This window comes from Microcoleus sp. CAWBG58 (genome assembly GCF_020883045.1).
Lineage (GTDB): Bacteria > Cyanobacteriota > Cyanobacteriia > Cyanobacteriales > Microcoleaceae > Microcoleus.
On sequence record NZ_JAHRFA010000163.1, the window covers coordinates 1 to 4742 of the forward strand.

Below are 4742 nucleotides of genomic sequence, written 5' to 3' on the forward strand. Positions count from 1 at the left end.
CATGTCTTAAAGCCGGATTTCTAGAACTATTAAATATGATGAATAAATTTCGTGGATATACAACATTAGACTCTGGATAAAGTTGGTATGCCGTTGTTTTATTTTGCCCAGAGTGATGAAAGAGCGATAAGCAAGTTGTCCATGTTTTTTATTATATCTGACGATTCATCAAGTTATTTATTTTTCATTCCTTAGACATGGCCGGATGTATTATTACGATTGATGCTATGGGTACACAAACAGCAATTGCCTCTCAGATTTTTCACGCCAAAGCTGATTATGTCTTAGCACTGAAAGCAAATCATCCTACACTTTACGGACAAGTAAAAAACTGGTTTGAGCAACAATTATCTCACGGATTTGAAGGTACGCTCCATAGTTATGACCAACGGGTAGAACCAGGTCATTATCGTACTGAAAAACGTTCCTGTTGGTGCGTCCCTCTTTCTCAATTGCCAACTTTACATAACCAAAACGATTGGGTTGGTCTTCAATGTGTTGTCATGGTAGTCCGAGTCAGACATCTATGGAATAAAACTACCCGTGAAGTTCAGTTCTATTTAACAAGTTTGCCATGTAATGCCGAGCGAGTAGCACAAGCTATCCGCCTGCATTGGGGTATTGAAAATAGTCTGCATTGGACTTTAGATGTTACCTGGAATGAAGATGCTTGTCGTGTCCGTACAGGTCACGGACCACAAAACTTAGCATTACTGCGACGCCTGGCTCTTAATGCTTTAAACCTGGAGAAATCTTATAAACGTAGCAATCGTCAAAAATCCCATCGGGCTGCTATGGATAATAACTATATGCTGACTGTTCTCGCTAGTTGTTTATTTCCACATGATGATGCCTCAAGACCCTGTTGTCAATAGGCTTTGAGATGCGCTTACCCTGGGTTTTGCCCTGAGTTTCGGGTTTTCCCGGCACCGGATACATTTCTGCCGTATCGATAAAGTTGATGCCTCGGGCGATCGCAAAATCGAGCTGTTGAGCCGCTTCTGCAACCGTATTCTGCTGGCCGTAAGTCATCGTACCCAAACAAATTTTAGATACTAATAAATCGCTGTCGCCTAGTTTTTTGTATTCCACGATCTCAATTGCCGAAAAATTATCTAATTCTATCTTACCGAAAAACCTTGATTTAATATACAGCTCAGAAAAGTGATATCTGCTTTCTCCTCTATCCCTCTTTTTATCTGCGCTCTCTGCGTCCTCTGCGGTAAAAAAAAATCAAATATCTCCGCATTTAAATGTTAATATAAATAATTACTATCCCTCCGATGTATGAGCAGTCGCCAGCCAAAAGTTCCATTTGTAAACCTTTACCTGCAACACCAACCAATCGAATCTCAAATAGCAGCAACACTTGGAAAAATTATCCAGCACGGAGACTTTATTTTAGGTAAAGCACTGGCAGAATTTGAAACAGCATTTGCAGCAGCTTCTGGAGTACAATACGGCGTAGGAGTGGCTTGTGGAACAGATGCGATCGCCCTCGGACTCCAAGCTTGCGGCATCCATCCGGGCGACGAAATCATCGTCCCAGCCAACACTTTTATCGCTACCATAATTGGTGTGATTCAAGCCAAAGCAGTACCTATTCTGGTAGATTGTGACCCGGAAACCGCCCTGATTGACCTCACAGCAGCCGAAACAGCGATCGGCTCAAAAACTAAAGCAATTATCCCCGTACACCTCTACGGTCAAATGGTATCGCCTAGGGAAGTTTTAGATTTTGCTAGCCGCCACAATTTAATGATATTTGAAGATGCAGCACAGGCCCATTTAGCCGAAAGAGAAGGATACCGTGCAGGTTCCTTTGGGAAAGCAGCAGCATTCAGCTTTTATCCCAGCAAAAACCTCGGCTGTTTTGGCGATGGTGGGATGTTAATTACTAACGATGCAGAAATCGCACAAAAAGTGCGAACTCTCCGCAATTACGGAGCACCCAGCAAATATTTGCACGCGGAAATCGGCACCAACAGCCGCCTCGATAATTTGCAAGCCGCCGTGCTCAACCTGAAATTGCCTTACTTGGAAAAATGGAATCGCGATCGCACCGACGCCGCTCAATACTACAATACTCTACTAGAACCCCTGAAACCCAAAGGCATTGTACCGATCGCCAATCACAGCGGCACAGGTCACATTTATCACCTCTACGTAATCCAGATTACTGACAAAAGCCCGTTAGCGAAGCCCTCAAAGAGGATCGCCCGCAACACCCTTCAGGAATATCTTACCCGAGAAGGAATCCAAACAGGCATCCACTATCCCGTACCTTGCCACCTGCAACCAGCCTACCAAAACTTAGGCAATCCGGGCGACTTCCCCCACACAGAAACCCTGTGCGAACAAATTTTATCCTTGCCAATGTATCCCGGATTGAGTCATACTCAGATTGAGCAAGTTGTAAGGGCGATCGAACGAAGAGTTGACAGTTGACAGTTGACAGTTGACAGTTGACAGTTGACAGAAGGAAGAGTTGACAGAAGAAATAGGCAATACTGAAGAAAGACGCAATACTCTAGATGGAAGAAGACATACACAGTAAACTGTTTCGCGATCGGTAATTTACCTTTAATTAAGTTAATTTACTTAATTGTTTATAAAAGTTATGGTGAGGATATTGCAAGCCATAAGGTAGAGATATCAAAGCGTTGGAGTTGGGAATTAACAAATCTTTAACTCACCGTTCACAATCGCTTTCGCGTTGCGAATCCAGCGCGGCCATGTCAAAACTTCTCAAACCATGCAAATCCAGCGCCGAATTCGCATTGTTCTCAAGCGATACCTCATGGGGGAAGGTATCACGGTACTCCTAGTGCTGCTTTACGCCCCCCTGCTAGTACACTGGTACGACGGCTGGTTCAACAAAAGCATCAGCATCGAACACGAATATTTCAGCCACGGAATAATTGGTTTACCCTACGCCGCTTATATTGCTTGGACAAACCGAAACTGCTGGCGGCGCTTAGGTGACTCGCCACATCCTTTGGGAAGCTTTTTGCTGTTAATAGCAACGCTTTTTTATCTGAGTCGCTTAAGCGATTTGGTGAATTTATCTCTACCACTAATGCTAGCCAGTATTTGCTTGTCTTTAAAAGGATTTTCAGGATTGAAATTGCAAGCAATGCCACTTTTGTTCGTATTTTTTGCCTCGCCGAATCACATTCCTTACCTCATAGAACCCTACGCCTTGCCGTTACAGCACTTCATTGCTCAAGTATCAGGCTGGATCTTAATTAAGGTCGGTCTGAACGTGAGAATCGAAGAAATTTATCTGTACGTAAACGATCGCATTGTCGAAGTTGCCCCCCACTGTGCAGGCTTAAAAATGCTGTTTACCAGTCTTTATGTCAGCTTAATTTTGATGGATTGGACGGGAGTTTGGAGTTCCCAAAAAAGAAGTATTTTGTTTTTAGTAGCCACATCTATCATTAGCATCACTTCCAACATTCTCCGCAACACTTTGCTGACTTACTTTCACGGAACCGACAGAGAGAGACTTTTTGCTTGGTTGCACGCCGGATGGGGCGGAGACTTCTATTCTGCTTGTATACTAGGCTTATTGGTACTTCTCATCAACGGGATGGAAAAGTATTTCCCAAGCCAGCCTGCCGATTAATGAAACAAATGATTTCAGCACGGAAACTACTGCGGCGCTACCAAGTATCTAAAATTGTGGTACTGGTGTTTTTGCTGGTACTGGTTGCAGGAGTAGCAATTCCCGGCTACGCGACGGGAAGGTGGCCTTGGACAAATCCGCCAACAGTTACAAACCTCAAGCAGTTAAAAAGTTTGCGCCAACACGGGATGACACTTCCTGACTGGGAGGTGATCCGCATCCAGAATAACCTTCAAATTGGCGGGCACAGATGGTTATTTGAAGAAATTAAAAATCATGAAACAATTGCCATTTTATTGCTAATGCCTCAAAATTCCTCCAAAAGCCAGCCGCAAGTAGAATGGCTAGATATCGATGGATTTCACCGGTGGCAAACAGATTCTCATCGCACTTTGAGGTTTACAGTTAAATTAGCGCCAACATCCGAAAAGCCCTCACCTACTATCGAGACGAGGTTTTTCCGAAGCTGGACTTCTCAACAAACTTTTGCTGTCGTGCAGTGGTACGCTTGGCCTAATGGTGGTTCTCCTGCAACCAGCCGCTGGTTTTGGGAAGATAGCATTGCGAGGCTGTCGAACCGCCGCGCCTCTTGGGTTGCTGTCAGTATCATCCTTCCCATCCAACCGCAGGGCGATATTAAGATAGTTGAACCGCTGCTGGAATCTCTGGGCCAAAGTGTTCAGACTCAATTAATGGCAGAAGTTTTCTGAGTTTAATCAAGAGGGCGATTGAAATTGCTTCTATACAAACAAAGACCGCCTCCGCGGGCTAGAAGAATCAAGAGGAAAAATTAAACGGATTTGGTATCAAGAGTAGATATTTTTAGTTGAGAATTGCGGAGATGAAACTTGAAAAACAGCGAAATATTCAATATATTACAATACAGTTAACTTAAGAACAATCTGACTGGCAAATAATGCCTGTATTGCCGAGAAAATGGCGAGGTGAAATTCGTCAAAAAGCGTTAAGTTAACCGTATTGCAATATATAGCAATCCTAAATCATTTTCTATGTATCGGTAGTATAGGTGTACTGATTGATTTTGGGGAAATTAAATTTATGTTCCTTGGTGAAAAACTCAAACAAAAATTTGACGATTTTAAAAGACTTA

General features: G+C 43.3%; 4 protein-coding genes and 1 pseudogene. 4 read left to right on the forward strand and 1 reads right to left on the reverse strand.

Translation table 11 applies throughout. From position 1 onward, the window contains the following. Positions 1–191: 191 nt before the first annotated feature. Positions 192–875: pseudogene (locus tag QZ918_RS32850) on the forward strand (ISAs1 family transposase); the annotation flags it as partial. Here QZ918_RS32850 and QZ918_RS32855 read toward each other — a convergent pair. Continuing rightward, positions 826–1092: an aldo/keto reductase gene (locus QZ918_RS32855; RefSeq protein WP_293343228.1), complete on the reverse strand. Its 267-nt coding sequence runs from the start codon at positions 1090–1092 to the stop codon at positions 826–828. The pseudogene QZ918_RS32850 and the gene QZ918_RS32855 sit on opposite strands and share 50 nt — an antisense overlap. Before the next feature lie 195 nt (positions 1093–1287). Here QZ918_RS32855 and QZ918_RS32860 point away from each other — a divergent pair, with 195 nt between their 5' ends. The 3 genes from QZ918_RS32860 (at position 1288) to QZ918_RS32870 (ending at position 4341) form a co-directional block, all read left to right on the forward strand. Beyond that, the gene (locus tag QZ918_RS32860; protein ID WP_293343231.1) at positions 1288–2448 is read left to right on the forward strand and encodes a DegT/DnrJ/EryC1/StrS family aminotransferase; all 1161 of its coding nucleotides are present in this window, start codon (positions 1288–1290) and stop codon (positions 2446–2448) included. 307 nt (positions 2449–2755) lie between these two features. Next, on the forward strand, positions 2756–3631 hold the full coding sequence (gene crtB / locus QZ918_RS32865) for a cyanoexosortase B (protein ID WP_293343234.1): 876 nt from the start codon (positions 2756–2758) through the stop codon (positions 3629–3631). Between the two features lie 8 nt (positions 3632–3639). Further along, on the forward strand, positions 3640–4341 hold the full coding sequence (locus tag QZ918_RS32870) for a cyanoexosortase B system-associated protein (RefSeq protein ID WP_293343237.1): 702 nt from the start codon (positions 3640–3642) through the stop codon (positions 4339–4341). The last annotated feature ends 401 nt before the right edge of the window (positions 4342–4742 follow it).